This is a genomic window from Fretibacter rubidus (genome assembly GCF_041429785.1).
Lineage (GTDB): Bacteria > Pseudomonadota > Alphaproteobacteria > Caulobacterales > Maricaulaceae > Fretibacter > Fretibacter rubidus.
This window is the reverse complement of sequence record NZ_CP163423.1, coordinates 577,372-594,922: the sequence shown is the minus strand read 5'-3', so window position 1 is coordinate 594,922 and position 17,551 is coordinate 577,372. Positions and strand designations below refer to the sequence as shown.

The 17,551-nt window shown below is 49.6% G+C and carries 17 protein-coding genes and 2 tRNA genes; 13 read left to right on the top strand and 6 right to left on the bottom strand.

The features are described 5' to 3' along the window. Positions 1-3 precede the first annotated feature (3 nt). The 9 genes from trbE (at position 4) to AB6B37_RS02775 (ending at position 9,083) form a co-directional block, all read left to right on the top strand. Entirely contained in the window at positions 4-2,463 is a 2,460-nt protein-coding gene (gene trbE, locus AB6B37_RS02815; RefSeq protein ID WP_371397387.1) for a conjugal transfer protein TrbE, read from the top strand. Beyond that, on the top strand, positions 2,442-3,173 hold the full coding sequence (gene trbJ / locus AB6B37_RS02810; protein ID WP_371397386.1) for a P-type conjugative transfer protein TrbJ: 732 nt from the start codon (positions 2,442-2,444) through the stop codon (positions 3,171-3,173). The genes trbE and trbJ overlap by 22 nt, the downstream gene beginning before the upstream one ends. Next, a complete protein-coding gene (gene trbL / locus AB6B37_RS02805; RefSeq protein ID WP_371397385.1) occupies positions 3,173-4,540 on the top strand; it encodes a P-type conjugative transfer protein TrbL in 1,368 nt (455 codons plus the stop codon). Before trbJ ends, trbL begins: the two co-directional genes overlap by 1 nt. A gap of 22 nt (positions 4,541-4,562) precedes the next feature. Further along, entirely contained in the window at positions 4,563-5,264 is a 702-nt protein-coding gene (gene trbF / locus AB6B37_RS02800; RefSeq protein WP_371397384.1) for a conjugal transfer protein TrbF, read from the top strand. Then, on the top strand, positions 5,261-6,313 hold the full coding sequence (gene trbG, locus AB6B37_RS02795) for a P-type conjugative transfer protein TrbG (RefSeq protein WP_371397383.1): 1,053 nt from the start codon (positions 5,261-5,263) through the stop codon (positions 6,311-6,313). The genes trbF and trbG overlap by 4 nt, the downstream gene beginning before the upstream one ends. Then, positions 6,310-7,563: a TrbI/VirB10 family protein gene (locus tag AB6B37_RS02790; RefSeq protein WP_371397382.1), complete on the top strand. Its 1,254-nt coding sequence runs from the start codon at positions 6,310-6,312 to the stop codon at positions 7,561-7,563. Before trbG ends, AB6B37_RS02790 begins: the two co-directional genes overlap by 4 nt. Beyond that, on the top strand, positions 7,560-7,784 hold the full coding sequence (locus AB6B37_RS02785; RefSeq protein ID WP_371397381.1) for a DUF2274 domain-containing protein: 225 nt from the start codon (positions 7,560-7,562) through the stop codon (positions 7,782-7,784). Before AB6B37_RS02790 ends, AB6B37_RS02785 begins: the two co-directional genes overlap by 4 nt. A gap of 33 nt (positions 7,785-7,817) precedes the next feature. After that, positions 7,818-8,141, top strand: a complete 324-nt coding sequence (locus AB6B37_RS02780) for a DUF736 domain-containing protein (RefSeq protein ID WP_371397380.1) — start codon at positions 7,818-7,820, stop codon at positions 8,139-8,141. Positions 8,142-8,516: 375 nt separating this feature from the next. Further along, the gene (locus tag AB6B37_RS02775) at positions 8,517-9,083 is read left to right on the top strand and encodes a GNAT family N-acetyltransferase (protein ID WP_371397379.1); all 567 of its coding nucleotides are present in this window, start codon (positions 8,517-8,519) and stop codon (positions 9,081-9,083) included. A 152-nt stretch (positions 9,084-9,235) separates the two neighbouring features. On the opposite strand, the gene AB6B37_RS02770 is transcribed toward AB6B37_RS02775, so the two are convergent. From AB6B37_RS02770 to AB6B37_RS02760, 3 genes are all read right to left on the bottom strand, one after another. Continuing rightward, positions 9,236-10,015 (bottom strand): hypothetical protein, encoded by a 780-nt coding sequence (locus tag AB6B37_RS02770; RefSeq protein ID WP_371397378.1) that lies wholly within the window; start codon positions 10,013-10,015, stop codon positions 9,236-9,238. 10 nt (positions 10,016-10,025) lie between these two features. After that, positions 10,026-10,292, bottom strand: a complete 267-nt coding sequence (locus AB6B37_RS02765) for a hypothetical protein (RefSeq protein ID WP_371397377.1) — start codon at positions 10,290-10,292, stop codon at positions 10,026-10,028. Between the two features lie 85 nt (positions 10,293-10,377). Continuing rightward, complete coding sequence (locus AB6B37_RS02760) at positions 10,378-11,076, bottom strand: DUF4386 domain-containing protein (protein ID WP_371397376.1); 699 nt, start codon at positions 11,074-11,076, stop codon at positions 10,378-10,380. A gap of 565 nt (positions 11,077-11,641) precedes the next feature. Here AB6B37_RS02760 and AB6B37_RS02755 point away from each other — a divergent pair. After that, entirely contained in the window at positions 11,642-12,571 is a 930-nt protein-coding gene (locus AB6B37_RS02755) for a LytR/AlgR family response regulator transcription factor (RefSeq protein ID WP_371397375.1), read from the top strand. Between the two features lie 43 nt (positions 12,572-12,614). On the opposite strand, the gene AB6B37_RS02750 is transcribed toward AB6B37_RS02755, so the two are convergent. Together AB6B37_RS02750 and AB6B37_RS02745 are read right to left on the bottom strand one after the other, a co-directional pair. After that, entirely contained in the window at positions 12,615-14,012 is a 1,398-nt protein-coding gene (locus AB6B37_RS02750) for a DUF6538 domain-containing protein (protein WP_371397374.1), read from the bottom strand. A 136-nt stretch (positions 14,013-14,148) separates the two neighbouring features. Next, a tRNA-Asn gene (locus AB6B37_RS02745) sits at positions 14,149-14,224 on the bottom strand. Between the two features lie 301 nt (positions 14,225-14,525). Here AB6B37_RS02745 and AB6B37_RS02740 point away from each other — a divergent pair. Both AB6B37_RS02740 and AB6B37_RS02735 read left to right on the top strand, forming a co-directional pair. Continuing rightward, positions 14,526-14,873 carry an Mpo1-like protein gene (locus AB6B37_RS02740; RefSeq protein WP_371397373.1) on the top strand — a complete coding sequence of 116 codons (348 nt, stop codon included), beginning with the start codon at positions 14,526-14,528 and terminating at the stop codon, positions 14,871-14,873. Between the two features lie 50 nt (positions 14,874-14,923). Continuing rightward, positions 14,924-14,997, top strand: a tRNA-Cys gene (locus tag AB6B37_RS02735). A gap of 65 nt (positions 14,998-15,062) precedes the next feature. On the opposite strand, the gene AB6B37_RS02730 is transcribed toward AB6B37_RS02735, so the two are convergent. Next, on the bottom strand, positions 15,063-16,733 hold the full coding sequence (locus AB6B37_RS02730; protein WP_371397372.1) for a hypothetical protein: 1,671 nt from the start codon (positions 16,731-16,733) through the stop codon (positions 15,063-15,065). A 192-nt stretch (positions 16,734-16,925) separates the two neighbouring features. Here AB6B37_RS02730 and AB6B37_RS02725 point away from each other — a divergent pair, with 192 nt between their 5' ends. After that, complete coding sequence (locus AB6B37_RS02725; protein ID WP_371397371.1) at positions 16,926-17,345, top strand: hypothetical protein; 420 nt, start codon at positions 16,926-16,928, stop codon at positions 17,343-17,345. Positions 17,346-17,551: the final 206 nt, after the last annotated feature.

Sequence of the window (17,551 nt, the reverse complement as noted above, 5' to 3'; positions counted from 1 at the left end):
GGCATGATGAATTTAAGTGAATATCAAAAGCGGCCTGATTGCTTATCTGATTATCTGCCTTGGACAGCGCTCATTGCGCCCGGCACGGTGCTCAATAAGGATGGTAGTTTTCAGCGTACAGCGGAGTTTCGTGGCCCCGACCTTGAAAGCTCTACAGAGGAAGAATTAGTTGCGACCTGCGCGCGCCTCAATAATGCGCTTCGCCGCTTCGGCTCGGGTTGGGCGCTTTACTTTGAAGCCGCCCGTATTCCGGCTCGCGAATATCCGGTGTCTGATTTCACAGACCCTGCACCTTGGATCATTGAGCAGGAACGTAGAGGTGAGTTTGAAGAAGAGGCAGGTCAGCGAGACCTGTTTGAGAGCGTCTATTACTTGACCTTTCAGTTTATTCCTCCAGCAGACAGATCCAGTAAGGCCGAAAGCTGGATTATAGAAACGCCCTCTGATGATAAAGGCGTATCGGTTCAAGACCACCTGCAAAGCTTCATGTCAGAATGCGATAGATGTTTGGATCTTTTGCAAAGCCAATTCCCGATGGCGGAGTGGCTGGATGATGACGCGACCTTGACATATTTGCACTCAACGGTTTCGCCTAAACGCCATCCTATCAAAACGCCCGAAACACCCGCTTATATCGATAGCTTTATTGGCGGAGCTGATTTGGTGGGCGGGTTAGTCCCACGATTGGGTGAGCATTCCATCCATACGGTGACGATCCTTGGATTTCCGAGCGAGACAACGCCGGGCATATTGGACGAGCTAAACACACTGGGTTTTTCATATCGCTGGATGACGCGCTTCTTGCCGCTCTCCAAGGCTGAAGCCTCAAAGGTCATCACTAAGACGCGGCGGCAATGGTTTGCCAAGCGTAAGTCAGTCGTCGCGCTGCTCAAAGAAGCGCTGATGAATGAGACGACGCCCTTGGTCGACAGCGATGCTGATAACAAAGCCATTGACGCCGATGCCGCTCTGCAAGACCTAGGCGGCGACTATGTATCTTACGGATATTTGACGACAGCTATTTGCGTCATGGATGAAGATGCCACGGCTGCCGAGGCGCGCATCAGAGCGGTTGAGCGCATTATCAATGGTCGCGGCTTTGTCACCATACATGAGAAGGTCAACGCCGTTGATGCTTGGCTCGGCACACATCCCGGCAATCCATATGCAAATGTGCGCGTTCCGTTGGTTTCCACTTTAAACCTCGCCCATATGATGCCTCTCTCAGCGGTTTGGGCGGGGCCGGAAGGTAACGCGCATTTGGACGGCGCGCCGTTGCTATATGCGACCACAGAAGATCACACGCCGTTTCGATTGGTGACTCATCAAGGTGACGTAGGCCACACATTGGTTGTCGGCCCAACAGGCGCAGGTAAATCCGTTTTGCTCAATCTGCTCTCAATGCAGTTCAAACGCTATCCGGACGCGCAGGTTTTCACCTTCGACAAGGGCGCTTCATCACGCGCGATGATTGAGGCGTTGGGAGGTGACTTCTACGCGCTGGGAGAGACAGACTCAGCTTTGGTTTTCCAGCCCTTACGGGGGATTGATGAGCTAAATGAAATGGCGTGGGCCTTAGAATGGATTTCAGGATTGCTGGAGTCCAAGGGCGTAAATGTCACGGCTGAAGTTGAAAGCACCGTCTGGTCAGCCCTTCAAAGCCTTGCCAGTGCGCCCGAGGATCAACGCACGCTCACAGGCCTCTCAGCTCTAATCCAAGATAGCGATTTACGTTTAGCCTTAAAACCGTTCACACTTGAAGGCGCTTACGGTCATATTCTTGACGGCAATGAAGATACGCTCCGTGATAACGCGGTGCAGGCTTTTGAGATGGAAGAATTGATGCACTCAAAGGCGCTTGTTGCGCCCGTGCTGACCTATCTGTTTCATAAGCTCGAAGCGCGTTTTGATGGCAAGCCTACATTCCTGATACTGGACGAAGCTTGGGTCTTCCTTGATGATCCGATGTTTGCAGACCGCATTCGAGAATGGCTTAAAGTTCTTCGTAAGAAAAATGTCTCCGTTATCTTCGCGACGCAATCACTGGCGGATATAGCGAATAGCCCCATCGCGCCTGCGATTATTGAGAGCTGCCTGTCTCGGATATTCCTGCCCAATAACCGCGCAATGGAGCCGCAACAAAAAGAGGCCTATGACCGCTTTGGTCTAAACAAGCGCCAAGTTCAAATCATCGCCTCGGCTACGCCTAAGCGGGATTACTATTTTCAAAGTCACGGCGGCAATCGCCTGTTCGATTTGCAACTCGGTCCCGTTGCACTCGCCTTTTGCGCGGCGGGTTCAGAGAAAGACCAAACCCAAATTGACCGCGTTCTTGAACTGGGCGGCCAGGATAATTTTGCGGCCCATTGGCTACGTTTCAAAGGGTTGGAATGGGCGGCCGATTTGATGACTGAGCAATTTAATGAAGAGGAGTATGTGCCATGGCTCGACGTCGCGGAATAATTACACTGGCTTTAATCGCGGCAATGGGATTTGCCCATGCGCCCGCAAGTCATGCCCAATTTGGCGGCGTCGTTTATGACCCGGCCAATTATGTTCAGAACTTTTATACGGCCGTGCGCAGCTACACGCAGATTATTCGCCAAGCGCAGCAGCTTCGCAATGAGGCCAATATGCTTATCAATCAGGCCAAGCATTTATCCAGACTGGATATAAATTCTGCCACGGATTTGAACCGTATTCTGAATGAGATTGCTTACTTAAATCGGCAAGCTGAGAACGTCGCCTATGATGTGAACCGGACACGCGAGCTTATCCGGCAGCACTTTCCCGAGAGTTATGATGGCTTGTCGCAAGATGAACTCATGGTTCAGGCGGAAGCGCAATTTCAAATGTCAGAGCGCGCTCAAAATGAAGCCATGCTCATGCAGTCAAAAATGGTGGAAAGCCTTGAGGCTGATCAGGCTTTACTCGGCCAGCTTATGAATAGTAGTCACGGCGCGGTTGGCGAACTGCAAGCCACGCAATCCACTAATCAGCTCATGGGATTGCTCGTTAAACAGTCCATGCAAGCGCAGCAAATGCAGATTACGCAAGCTCGGGCAAGCAGTCTGGAAGCCACCCGCCAATTGGCGCTTGAAAAAGAAGCGCGTGCCCGCAGACGGCTTTTTATGGGACGTGCCAGTGACGCTTATAACGGAGGCACACCGTAATGGCTGATCCAACAAGTCTCGGCGTAATTGACGAATTTGTCGTCACCTTCACAAGTTATATTGATAGCGGCTTCGGCCTCCTTGGCGGTGAGGTTCAATATCTCACGGCTATATTGATAGGAATCGATATTACCTTGGCTGGCCTTTATTGGGCGATGGGGTCTGATAATTCAGTCATTGGGAAGTTTCTTAAAAAGGTTATGTATGTCGGCGTCTTTGCGCTGATCATCACAAATTTCTCTAGCCTTGCGAATATCGTTTTCAACAGCTTTGGCGGGCTTGGACTTCAGGCAACAGCCACTAGCCTTACGGCCAATGATTTGCTGCGCCCTGGCTTTATCGCCGATACGGGATTTCAAGCGGCACATCCGATTTTAACACAAATCGGCGAGCTGACAGGTCCTGTGAAGTTCTTTCACAACATCGTCTTGATTGTCGCGCTATTTTTAGCGTGGATCATTACCATGTTCGCGTTCTTCTTTATCGCGATACAGCTCTTTGTGACCATTCTTGAGTTCAAGCTGACAACGCTTGCGGGGTTCATTCTGATACCCTTCGCGCTTTGGAATAAGACATCCTTTTTAGCGGAAAAAGTTCTCGGCAATGTCGTGGCCAGCGGCATCAAACTTATGGTGCTTGCGATCATCATTGGCATCGGCTCGACAATCTTTGGCGACATTACGTCAGCTTTTGCGCCGCCTGCGAGTGCCCCAGATACGATAGTGCCTATTACGCTAAAAGATGCGGCCTCAATCATGCTTGGTTCAATGGCGCTCTTGGCTCTCGGTATCTTCGGGCCGGGCATTGCAACAGGCTTAGTCTCAGGCGCGCCGCAATTAGGTGCAGGCGCAGCTGTTGGCACGATGGCCGCCGTTGGCGCGGGCGCATTAGCAGGCGGAGCTGTCGCAGGTGCAGGTATTAAGGGTCTCGGTAAAGGCGCAGCCGCCTCTGTGAAAGCGGGCGCATCTATGGCGGGCGGCTCTAAAGTCGCTTTCACGCTTGGCAGTATGTCCCAAGGCGGCGGCATTAAAGGCGCGGCGGCAGGTGTGGGCGCTGTGGCACAGGCCGGCGTTATGTCTGTCGCCAAAGCCGGAGGGCGTAAAGTGCTGGCGGCAGGCGGTGCGGTTTCCACGGCGCACGGCAATGGGATGCGCGGCGGGATGGCCGCGCTAACCAAAGGGATGAAAGCGCCGCGCAAAGATGGCGGCGGGGCCACTTCGGGCGAAACGGGCAAAGGGCCCAATTGGGCCAAGAAAGTTCACCGCCAACAACAAACGCGCCACGCCACGCGCACAGCCACAAATGCACTTCGCGGCGGAGACGGCGGCGGCAGTGGAAGCGGTCCATCCCTGAACCCTGATGGATAGACCCGAATAGAAGGAGAAGACGATGAAATGGAAACGTAGCCAATCGAAGTTTGGGAAAACACCTATCCCTGAAACGCCTTATCAACGTGCGGGACAAAAAGAGGACCGCCGATTAGGCCGCGCCAATGCGCGCGGAAATAGATGGTGCTTGGCTTTTTGCGGCGCAATGGGATTAGCGGCGCTGTCCACGAGCGGCCTGATTTATCAAAGCGCGCAAGCCAGCATTGTGCCTTGGGTTGTTGAGGTGGATGAGACGGGCGCGGTGAAAACGTCTGGCCCGGCGCAAACAAATTTCAAACCCTCGGATGCCCAGATTGCGCATCAATTGGCACGCTTCATAACGAATGTCCGTTCCGTCTCAATCGATCCCGTTGTTCTGCGCGATAATTGGCTGAACGCCTATAATTACGCCACGGATCAAGCCGCGCTTACGCTCAATAGCTATGCCAATGAGAATGACCCTTTCGCGGACATTGGGCAGCGCAGCGTCACAGTGGATGTCACAAGCATCGTGCGTTCCTCAGAGGACAGTTTTGAAGTGCGCTGGCGCGAAAAATCATTCCGCAATGGCGCGCAACTCAGCGTCCAAACTTATACGGCGAGCCTTTCAATTATCACAAAGCCGCCAACGGACGCCGAGACGCTGCACCGCAATCCGCTCGGTCTCTACGTCCACGGACTTCACTGGTCAAAAGACCTCAATGCAACAGGAGCCTCCCAATGAGACAACCATCAAACATGCCGCGCCAATTGATGACCGCATCCATTTTGGTTCTCGCTACCAGCTTATCAGGCTGTGCCAGTCTTCAGGGGGCTTGGGGCGGTTTAAAATCGGGGCGCGTGACCACGCCCGACGAGATGTCCAAAGCGCTTTATGTGCCCGAACCGCCAAAGGCATATGACGTCTTGGCTGAGACTGAAGGTTACACAAACTCTCAAACGCCAACCTTGATTATGGACGGCCAATTGAAACCGATGCCGCTTGCTGTGGAGCTCTTTGATAGCGGACCGTCACTGTCAGGGTTTCAGGCCGTCAGCTACGCCAATGACGCGGCCATAGTGAAGCCGACGACCGATAATTATCTCAATGCTATTCAGCTTTACCCTTACACAGCAGGATCGCTCTATCAGGTCTATACCTCGCCGACACAGATTACGGATATTGCTTTGGAAAAGGGCGAAGGGCTTATTACAGTCTCCGCAGGTGACACCGAACGCTGGACGGTTGGGGATACAGTTTCAGGATCGGGAGTGAATGAGCAGGTTCATATTCTGGTGAAGCCCATGGCGGCCAACCTCTCGACCAATGCCATTATCACCTCGACGCGGCGCACCTACTATCTGGATCTGAAATCATTTACCGACACCTATATGGCGGCGGTATCTTGGCGTTATCCGTATGACGCTATCAGAAACATTCGCACAAGCTCACCGGAAACACCCCGCGTTACCAGGGCGAGTTATGAGAGGGTGGATGCCAAGCTAATCCCAGATGAGCTGCGCTTTGATTATGTCATCAAAGGCGATACGCCGCACTGGCGGCCAACCCGCGTCTTTGATGATGGCTCAAAGGTGTTCATCGAGTTCCCGGAAGGACTGACCGTATCCGAAGCGCCTCCATTATTCGTCACGGACGGTAAAGGCAGCATAAGCAAGCTCGTCAATTACCGCGTCAGAGACGGCTACTACGTTGTTGACCGCTTATTCGACGCCGCTGAATTGCGCCTTGGCGAAAAGAAGCAAACCGTTGTTCGTATCGAGCGCGCATCATGAGTGATACGCCTCCAAACTTAACCATTCGGGCACGGCCTCGCGCTGTGCGCCGCTTTAGCCGCAAGGCGTTATTGGGCGGTGCAGCAGTCTTAGGCGCCGTGATGTTCGGAGCTTTAGCAATGGCGCTTCAATCGCCTGTGCATGATGAGAAAGCGGAAGAGCTATACAACGTCACACATAAGCCCATGGCTGCGGGGCTCGAATTACTGCCAAAGACTTATGAGGAGATGAAGCCCACATTAGGGCCGCCTTTACCGGGTGATCTTGGAGAGGCTTATCTGTCGAAAGCCCAAGCTATTCCAAAACCTCCTATCGCCGAAACGGCATTAAAGCCGCGACCCCAAAAGCGCGTGTCATATAGCGCGCCGCAGTCATCATATCAGCCAGCCGCGCCTGTCTATAATCCACCCGTACAGCAGGCAAAAACGCAGAGCTTATTCTTTAATGTAGGCCGTAAAGCCTCGGGTGGTCAGGTTCAGCAATTTGCAAGTGCTGGCCCCGTCGATCAACTCAGCGAAGGTCTTGGGTTTCCCGTCCCGCAAATGCCTGATTATCCTGCACCGCCATCAGGATTTGATTTGAGCGGTGGCCAGAGTGACCCAAACGGTCAAATCGATAAGCAGGCTTTCCTAAACCGTGATGCAGACGACATCTACAATTCCCACGGTCTGGTTTCACCGCGCTCGCCCTATCAGGTCATGGCGGGCAATATCATTCCGGCCTCGCTGGTCACAGGGCTAAATTCAGACTTGCCGGGCCAAGTCATCGGCCAAGTGACTGAGAACGTCTATGATACGGTGACGGGGCAGCACCTGCTTATCCCGCAAGGCTCTCGCCTTATGGGGCGCTATGATAGTGTCATCGCTTTTGGACAGAGCCGCGCGCTCGTTGTCTGGACGCGGCTTATACTGCCCAACGGGGACAGTATTCAGCTTGATAATCTGCCTGGCTCAGACAGCCAAGGTTTTGCGGGCCTTAAAGACAAGGTCGATAAGCACACATGGCAGTTCATCAAAGGGGCCGCCTTATCCTCATTGCTCTCTATTGGGTCTGAGCTTGCCAGTGATGATGGCGACCGCCTGACTCGCGCGTTGCAAAATGCAGGACAAGATACAGCCAACATCGCGGGGCAGCGGATCATTGACCGTAACCTCAATGTGCAGCCGACACTCAAAGTGCGCCAAGGCTGGCGCTTTAACGTCATCGTCTCGCGCGATCTTATTCTCAAACCATATGGAGCAAGACCATGAGCCAGCCTCAGATCAAATTACAAAAACTTCCCGATACCAAGCCAACCAAGCACACAATCTCTGTGATGCCGGACTTGGAAGTTGATTTGGAAGCATACGCCAAAGTTTATGAAAAGGCTTACGGCGAAAAGGCCGATATTTCAGCGCTCATCCCGTCAATGCTCGCAAGCTTTCTTGCCGGCGATACGGGGTTCAAAAAGGCTAAGCGCGAGCTGGCCTAATTTCCACCACGTCAAGCACAGGAGAAAAACGCTATGGCTACTATTGGAACATTCAAACCGACTGCAACGGGCTTTGAAGGCACGATTGCAACACTTATGACAAACAAAAAGGTTCGCTTTGTGGCGAATGAAAAGAAGAAGACGGAAAACAGTCCAGACTATTTTGTGAAATCCGGCCGCTGTGATCTTGGCGTGGCCTGGAATGATGTCACAGAGCCGCAAGATGACGCCGAGCCGCTGGAGTATATCAGCGTTAAACTGGACGGCCCTGAAATGACAAAGCCAATTAACGCGGCGCTTTTTCACCGTGAAGATGGTGCTGACCTTGTTTGGTCTCGCCCGAAATCCAGTTCATAATTTAAGCTCGGGATTTGGTGCGCATAGCTAGAGTGCGCACCAGTTCTTCAATGTCTAATTTACCAACCAAAGAACGAGAATTAGAAGACTGCCTAGCAGTCGTTGCCTGCGTCATAAACCACCACGGCGAAGACTACTGGCCTGTCTATAAACTGTTTGAAGAAGAGCTTGAAAGACTTAGATCACGCCGAAAAAGACTGAACAAAACGCTCAGTCACATTCCATCCTTTCAGAAAACTCGTGTTCCTCAAGACGTTCATTGAGCTATGATTTAGGGGCTTAGGCCCGAGAAATGACCTCTAGGCTTATTTCAGCATCGGGGGCTTAGCGGGCATTAGACGAGTGTCTTAAACCGCCTAAGCGCAGACTTCGGAAATGACAAAATCACGCTTGCAAGCAACGCGGTCATCTCATAGCTTTTTCAGTATGTCAGTGAAAATTTCTCAGATTAACAATGACCAAACAAATGAACTTAGGAACATTATAGAAGTCACGTTTCTTGAAACATTTGCTCATCTGAACACTGCTGAAGACATCGAAATATATTCTGCGAAGGCCTTCACAACAGAGCAAATTGTCAAGGAATTTCATAATGAGAATTCGTTCTTCTTCTTCGTATATTTTGAAGAAGCGATAGCAGGATATTTGAAGCTAAACATCGGGGATGCCCAAACAGAATCCAAATTAGAAAATGCGCTGGAAATAGAGCGCATATATGTCCTAGCGAGATATCAAGGCAAAAGGCTTGGGAAAGCCCTGTTTGAATTTTCAAAACAGTTTGCATCAGAAAAGAACGCGCAATGGTTATGGCTGGGCGTATGGAATCAGAACGAAAAGGCGATTGAGTTTTACAAACGACAAGGTCTTTCTGAGTTTTCGACACATGACTTTATGCTGGGGAACGACCCCCAGACAGATATTCTAATGCGGTTAAAGCTCTGAAGACTCCTCAGCTGCCAAACCCTATATTGCCTGAGCGGCTTAAAATCGCTCAAAGTAAGACACTGAGTTAAGGTCCGGTTTGGGGGTTATCGCGTCTTCATGTCAGTGGCTTAGTGGAAGTTAGGTGACTGGCTTAAAGCGAAGGTAGCGAACTATTCTATGACCATGCGGAGTGTTTTTTTGTCAAAATCTAGAATACCCAATACATACGCATTTACGTCATCGCGCTTGGTCAGATCGGCACAGGCAGAAACTTTATAATTTAAGTAGTTGCGCTGAGGGGTATCAACGTCATGCTCCGTGCGGTCTCTATGAAATATATAGCACATAATCCTTCCGGCTTTTGGTCTGGCTTCCCCTTCATCCCACCAGTAATGATAAAGCCGGGGGTACTCGCGAAGTGTACTCAAGCCCGTTTTAAATTCGAGCGGTTCTGGTAGCTCGTACCAAACTCTTGCATTGGCCGCGTAATCACCATCAATTATGTCCCCCCTAAAATCAATGTCGTCTTCCTTGAATGGAATTGGTATCGATGCCGTACGGCGAAGCGGTCTCGGCTGCCAAACAGTTGGATCGTTTATATCATTGATATAATCTTTCCATTGTTGGGGTGTGAAGTGGACTGTCGCGCTAAAGGCCGGTTTCTTGCTACCGCTTTCACCTTGCCGAAAATCGACCAAATTTACGTCAGCTGATAATCTGAATTGCTCTCTTAAAGAATTTTTTTGCGCGACTTCTTCATTCTTGCTTAGGGTAGAGGCCGCCATGAATATCCCGGCAACAATAATGATTGAGATAACCCAGTCCCGTACACGCATCCTTTTCAGCGTCTCCGGGAAAGCCCGAAATCTATCTGCCTTTGCGCGGCCGCTATGGATCCCGTAAAACGCGGCTGCGATACCAATCAGAATCAGGAGAAGAATGTCCTTCATTATGCTATCCCTAACCCATCAAGTCTTTCACCTTCAAAGCTATAATAATTAAAATAAATGCAGGCAGGCCCCAAAATAAGAACATTACAGCCGGCCATCCGGTCGCTTCTGTCCAGGTGCCGCCATCTGCACGCATGAGAATAATAAGCAGGACATATACTGCAACTAAAACAGCGTAGGTGATACCAATGTGTTGCCAACTTGCCCGTAAAATAAACTTGCCGATGAAAATGGGAATTACCAGAATCAATATTGAATAGGTCAAAAATTCTTGCATGAACCAATCACCCCCCTTTTGAATGATACGCTGATCTAGTTAAATCATTTTTTAATAAGATTGGATACGCCGCTCAGCATAAAGACTAAGTCAATTTTGGTTGCTTTCGATATGCTGCAAACAGCAGGCCGGCGATGATTGGCACTTCCCCTATCATCATTAGACTGCCAACATAGGATAGATTTTCTATCATTTGTGGGGAGGCCAGAGAAGGAAGCGCGAGAATTGCGACCGCACGAAGGATGTATCCCGCCGCGCCAATCATGACAGAAATACCAAAAAATTTTGGTATTGTGTTCGAGATAAGAACAAGCCGTCCCAATGGAATGAGCCACAAGCCCCAAAAAATACTGGCCAGAATCAGACCCTTTCCGTGCAATGTGTAGAAGAGCGCCGACATCGACTCCCGAAGCTCAAGGGTCATGCCTCCATGAGTTACATCCGCGTTGACAAACGAAAGTGCGCCAATCAGATTCAATTCATTTAAAAATATTATGGGAAGAGGCAAAAGACCAAGCACCAACATTTGTCTAGCGAGGTTTACATTGACACCCCGAAAATAGTTGAAAAGGGCAATGACGATATAAACCTCAATCACCTGATAGAGTATTTCGCTTGCCAGACTGAGGCGTAGAAGCGGTTCATGTGCGGATAGCCGATCGACGAAAGCTCCATTTGCACCGTCAATAACGGACGGGACATATGACAGACTAAACGGCGCAATTATAGCTAAGGCCAAATATAGCCAACCTGCCCATTTTAAATTATTTCTAGACTCATACATATCATCACCATTTTTGAATATGACGAGTTTCTGATTTTTATAATAATTCTCAAGAACTGATGGGTATGAACGGCTGAATAGAGGGGTTGAACGGAGCGGTCCTGTGACGTCACCAAATCTGGCCACGACCCACAAACCATTGATACCCTTAAAACCACCATTCAACCAATATCGGGCTTGAGACAGGTAAATTTTTTAAGAAAATCAGTCGTAATTAATTTAGGATATTTATAGTGATTTCAGAATCTGCAGCAGAACTTACAATCAGCGCTCGGCGACGACACGTCTTGAGGGTGCCTTACATCATTATGGCAATAGGTCTTGCGGTGGTTGTTTGGCCTTACATTATTTCACACGACCTGGTTCAAGCGCACTCCGGTCCAGCATCGCAGAGCATGTTAGCTGCATTAGGGTTACTGTCCGTTATAGGCATCTTTAAGCCTGTGAAAATGTTACCATTGTTGTTGTTTGAGATTTTATGGAAGTTCATCTTCATGATTTCGTTTGCTTTGCCTTTGATAATTTCAGGAACGGCCGATAGCGTCTCTTGGGAGAACATTTGGGCATGTATAACAGTGGTCATCTTTTTCGCGTTCATTCCGTGGCGTTTCGTTCTAAAGTCTTATTTCATTCGGTAAACCATGGAGAAGTCTTGCTGACACACCAAAAGATTTTCAGACACATTCGTTTCATAGCCCTATTGAGTGCGGGGATAGGGTATCTGATAGATATTGCCTTCAACAACGGCGTGCCATGGTTCGTCTTTCGAACGCTAATCGTAGGTATGACTACACTCGTGGCATTCGAGACTTTTTCCCGACCGTCTGTGAAAATTCGATATGGCGCGCGCTGGGTTTATCAAGTGCTGGCCGTTGCTTGCATGGTTCCCTTGACCACGTTGATCCTTTGGGGAGTCACCACACCAGCCGCAGATTGGCCATATTTTTGGCGAGATGGTGACCGACTCATGGAGTTTGGTTTTGTGACCTTCATAGGGTTGTTAGTTGCGCCTTGGGTCGCTTTAGGAGCTTTGGTTCGGCAAAAAGAAGACCTTGCTCAAGAACAGAAAATTAATTTTGAACGCAACCAAAGTAAAAGTCAGTCTTTGATCGAGACTCTGCGCCAGAAACTGCAAGAGCCTCAATCAACAGAATACAGCACTTCGATACGTATTCGTGTGGGAGCAAAAATCCATATTATAGCCGTTGAAGATATTGCCTATTTTCAATCTGACGGGAAATACACACGAGTATTGTGGCGCAACCAAACAGGGGCATATTCGGAAGGCCTGATCAGGTCGCCATTAAAGGCCCTCCTAAAACAGCTAGACCCTAAAGCATTTGCGCAAACTCATCGCTCCACGATCGTCAACCTAGCCTTCCTTAGCCACATTGACAGGAGGAGAAATGATACTGGGCAACTTCACTTGAAAGATATCAAAGATACTCTGCCTATCAGCCGTGCATATCTGAAGGCATTCCGCCAGCTTGGCTAACGTCCGCAATGGGGATATTTCTCCGATTTTGTTGTCTTTCTTTTTAGATGAATAACTGATCATCATATGGATGGACAATTTTCGACAATTCATCTCTTTTATAAGCAAGAGATCCACCAGAACCATAAAGAGGTCGCTTCAGTTTATGACCCATTAGCGTGCAGCGCAGATCGTGATCAATACCTGCTTCCAGCATACGGTCCTCAAATGAATGGCGCACAGAGTAGATTGTGTGTTTCTCGCTTTCTAAAAGACTGTTGTCTTGAAAAAACTTCATCAGCGTATTGGATAGGTGTGTATCTTTATCAAAATATCGAGGAAATCCTTCCGGATGAGCCCTCATGGCTTCCAACGATACGCCGAGCAGCGGAATATCTCTGTTTGAAGCGGAGGCCTTTACCTCTCGGTTAGACCGCTCTCTGATTTCAACATAAGGAACGTCGTGATTGAGGTGGATGTTTTCAGGCAGCAGATTGCATATCTCACTTGGCCGAGCTCCGGTTTCAATAATAGCCAGAAAAATATTGCGAGCTTGCGCGTTCAAGCCCTCTAAAGCGCCCGGTCTAAGGATATTGTTTCGCATCCAATTGATGCTGAATGGCGGGCGTTTTCTCTTGTTTTTGTCATTGTCTTTGAATGACAGTTTTCGGAAGGGGTTGACGCGGTCTTCTTCGCCGATAAAGGTAAAGTATTGCGAATATAAGGTGCGCATGTTTCCGATACGCCGGTTAGCCGTGTAGGGCGTGGGTCGTTTGCCGTTTTCGTCCCCATTTTTGATTCTGTCGGCCCACCAGTTTCTAAAGGTGATGGCGTGGTCACGAGTGATTTCTGTCATTCCAATATCGCCAATGACTTTGATGAAGTAATCGATAGAGGTTCGTTTTGAATTTTCCCAAGACTTCCGTTGTGCGGGCGATTTCTTCAATTGGGCATCGAACTCAATCTCATTGACGTAAAATGTAAAGCATTGGGAAATCGTGCGGTCCTCGCGCTTGGGTTTTTCAATCCCCCCAAGCAGCGCTTTGGTTTCAAGCGTAGGAGGCTTTTCTTTAGGAATGTCGAACTGTTCGGCCAGTGCCATAACACGGCCTTTGGCATCGTCTATATTGCGATCATCATAAATCTCTTGAGCCGTTTTGTAGATGAACCCGTATGTCAAAGCTTTCGCTTTGGCGGCTTGATAATGAAGAGATTGCACACGCAGGGTGGCTTCCGTGACTCCTTGGTTTGCTGAAGCATCATTGGCAAGAGCCGCCCAATAAGCCTCATCGGCGCGTTCCATTGCGTCGCGTCGAATTCTAGCAATATCTAGTGATTTAGTCTCAAGGGAAGCTCTGACTTTTGAGCGTGCGTCCACGTGTTTATACTTACTGGGAACTCTTCGTTTATAGTTCCAGGCCTTACCTCTTTGGTACAAGTACCGATTCTCATAGTTCGCCATATCATTGCTCCTTTTGGGGCACGATTAGGGGCACGTTTTGGGGCACAATAACACAGTTTCACGCAAAAGTGGACCTAATCCAAATTATAATATATTGCGATTTCAATGAGTTAGGTAAATTCCGCGAGGGAAAGGATGGCTCCGCAAGCAGGACTCGAACCTGCGACAAGCTGATTAACAGTCAGCTGCTCTACCAACTGAGCTATTGCGGAATAGACCATATCAGGTAGGAGCGCCCTTTAGCAGAGATTCCCCAGGCGTTACAAGCGTAATTTTAGCTAAATATGTGAAAAATTTTGACTAGCGTTCCCCTACAACTATCAAATTTCACGCTGCGCATTCAGCAAAAAAAAAGGAGCCACAAGGGCTCCGAAGGTATTAGGTGAATGGTGGGTGTCTCCAAGAGAAGACATAACCTATATTAACGAACAAGGTTAATGCCGCGTTAACATAGCCATAAAAATTGACGATTGATTCAGATTTGGCTAGCTTTGCGTGAGAATAGGAGCCTTCATGCGCGATTATACAAGCTTTGACGCCTTTTGGCCGCATTACTTACGCGAACACAGCGCGCCGGCAACACGCGCGCTGCATTACGTTGGGACTGGCCTTGCAATTATTATATTGCTCGCAGCAGTGGCAACGGGTGCTTGGGCGTTTATTGCGCTAGCTTTGGTCTGTGGTTACGCCTTTGCATGGCTGGCACATATGCTGGTAGAGAAAAACCGTCCCGCCACATTTACCTATCCGCTCTGGTCGCTGGGCAGTGATTTTAAGATGCTGTTTTGCTTTTTAACAGGCCGTTTAGGGCGTGAGCTTGAAAAAGCAGGTGTCACGCATCACAGCGCAAGAAAAGAATAAAATACCCCGTTGCGCCCCCGTCGCGGCAGCGCTATAGCACGCCACAGTGAGGCACCATGGCGGAGTGGTGACGCAGCGGATTGCAAATCCGTGTACCCCGGTTCGATTCCGGGTGGTGCCTCCAAACTTCGTCAACTCATTTAAAATGCGCCAAACCAGCGCAATCCGCTGCTTTAAGCGTCTAACCCGCTAGCTTTTCATCGCCTTAGTCCAACCACGCTTTACAGCGTCAAATAAGCTGTCTGTTGGATGCCATATTCTGAACGTCTCCAATGCCCCTTCAAAGACATTGGGGCGCGCGGTCGATAATGTATCCCGTAACGTTTTGACCTCTTCAACACGGCCAACAGCCCCAGCCGCCGCTATGCGAAATAAAATAAGCCCAACAGGAGAGCTTGGCGATAAGGGCTTGGTATAAGACAAAATATCGTCAAAGCGTTTTTCGGTGAAATCACACACTGCATTGGCCACAAAGAACCATTCAGGCGGCGTCGCAATCAACTCCCGTGCCGACGCAATATAGGCGCGAGCAACTTCAACTTCGCCGCGAACCGCACGTGTAATCGCATAATAGGTTAGAAGGTTATAGTCATTGGGGTTTAATGTTAAAGCCCGCCGCGCAGACGTTTCATAAGTGGTAAAATCCCCCGCATGAAAAGCCGCTACAAATTCCGCAAAAAACGCTAGTGAATTATCGCGGTCAAGGGTCACAGCTTTATGCGCACAGCGCAACGCTTCGTCTATATGGCCTTGATAACCCGTATTGGGGGCTGCTTGTGCAATAAAAAAAGCATGGGTGAGCGACAAAGCTGCCCAAGCCGATGAAAACATCGGGGTTGTTTCAGTCACCTCTTTTAGGGACTTTAACATCTGCGCTGCATGGGCACCGCTGCCAGTCAAACCCATATTGTAAAATTGAAGTAACGCCACATAGCCGTTCATATTATTGGCCACGCCAGAGGGCAAACGGCGGTTGTACCGATTTACCGCACCGAAGGGAGCACCGACACTTGCCGCTGTATAGGATGCAATTTCTTCTTGGATTTCAAAAAGGTTATCAGGCGTGCATTCACGGTCAAAAATCTTACTCATCACATGCTCGCCCGTTTTAGACGCAATCAAATTTATCGATACACGCACTAAATCTTTTTGACGACGCACACTGCCCGTTAGAATAAAATCTGCGCTTAACCGTGTTTTGATATCTTCTAGCGCTGGATTCTCACGGGTCTCAATACGACTTGTCCCTGCAATGATCCGTAGATACCGAAACTGCACGAGCGCATTAATGACTTCAGCTGTTAAGCCCTCGGCAAAATGAACACTATCAGGCTCTTTAGAAAGATCAGAAAACGTCGGCACATAGATCCCCGGTCGTACGTTTTCAGCCTCTAAACCCGCATCACTATCTGCCGAACGCGGCGTTGATGCGTCCGTTGGCTCAGCCTCGCTTGGTGCTGGAAGCGCCGATTGGCGCCGTTCAAATACGGGCACATAGCTGCCCTTTGGGAGCAATATACGCAACGGGTCTGATCGCCCATCTGTGGAATAATATAAATCAAGGCGGCGGCGCAATTGTCCCGCCTGCACGCGAACAATTGTATCTGCTTGCGGATCAAAATCCTCAGGCCTGTCAAACACCTCTAAACCAATGGAGTATCCCTTTAGTCTGTCTGAACGCCCCGCCAAGGCTTCGTCCACGACATAGGTCAGAAAGCGCTTTAATCGTGTCGTATCTTTAAACTGCTTATGCGTTAAAATACGGGCCAAAGCATCATGAACACTAGCCTCTAGCGCAGGGTCGTCAGACCGTGGCAGGGCGCCGTTATGTCCGACGATTATGTCTTTGGTTGCCCCCACAGACGCTCCATTATCCAGGGTGGAAGGTTTAGCGCGCTCTGTCCCTACACATTCGCATCACTGTGATTCACTGCCCGTAGCCTGTCCCTTATGACATGACTGCGCTGGCAACACCATAGTTGGATTTTTGAATCACACGTTTGTAAATTTTATAAGGCCCGACGACCGCAGGTCGCCGCGACGGAGATAATCATGACGCAGATGCCCGCAACAGCGTTTAAAGACAGCCTAGAGGATGCCCTATCTGGTAACTGGCCGTTGATTATGCGCCATGTGTTAGAGCGGCCCTGCCTGGCAACAGCGCAGAATTTAACGGCCCTTAAAGGCCAGCCAGACACGCTGCGTGATACAATTGCGGATTGCTATGAAATTTCAAATGAAAAAGCGGATGTTATATTACGCAGTATCGTGAATGACGCTGATAGCTTTGAGAACACGGCCCAAATGCGGCGCGCCATGACACAGTTTTGGACTGAAATCCGTGACACAGATCTTGATAAAATTTCTGGCCGTCGTGCGGAACTCGCCAGTGTTTTACAAAGGCGGTACGGATTAAGCCGCGCCGCCGCATGGACACAAATACACCAGTTTTTTGCGCGCCATATGCGTTAAGGCGACATCCCCTTAGCGCAGCCTTCCCGCTAATCTGTGGCCCTACCCCCAGATATAGCGAGCCCGCAATAGCTGTAACGCAGATGACCCCACACTCATCGCGTTATGGTTTGTCCGCAGCCCTGCATTTCTCCTCCAGTTTATGCAGGGCTGCGGTTTTCAGGCCACAATCAATAGTCACTGAAATACACAGTTGCAGCAACGCC